The sequence below is a fragment of the Pseudoalteromonas sp. S3776 genome, from assembly GCF_005886915.1.
Taxonomy (GTDB): domain Bacteria; phylum Pseudomonadota; class Gammaproteobacteria; order Enterobacterales; family Alteromonadaceae; genus Pseudoalteromonas.
The window spans coordinates 1-260 of record NZ_PNCU01000243.1 but is presented as its reverse complement, the minus strand read 5'-3'; the positions used below and the strand labels follow the sequence as shown (position 1 = coordinate 260).

The window sequence follows — 260 nt, the reverse complement described above, 5'->3', positions numbered from 1 at the left end:
CTAAATTTAAAAATGCCACATCTGGGTTATCTATTTGATAGACCACTTGCACATCGTGTGGGGTTGTATACGTTGGAAAGTTAGCTGCATAGATTCGAGAACCTCGGTTCATTAGCACCATCGCATGCTCTGCTTTGTAGGCAGGGTTTAACGGAGGGAGTTGTTTTTCTTTTTCGGCTGCATACACATTGCCCAATACAAGCATGCACAGTGTTAGTAATAAAGTTCTCATTGGTATCTCTATATGAAGTGGTCACTAT

General features: G+C 41.2%; 1 pseudogene. It reads right to left on the bottom strand.

Annotated features, from left to right (window positions below):
* Positions 1-232, bottom strand: a pseudogene (locus CWC16_RS19760) (hypothetical protein); the annotation flags it as partial.
* Positions 233-260 lie beyond the last annotated feature (28 nt).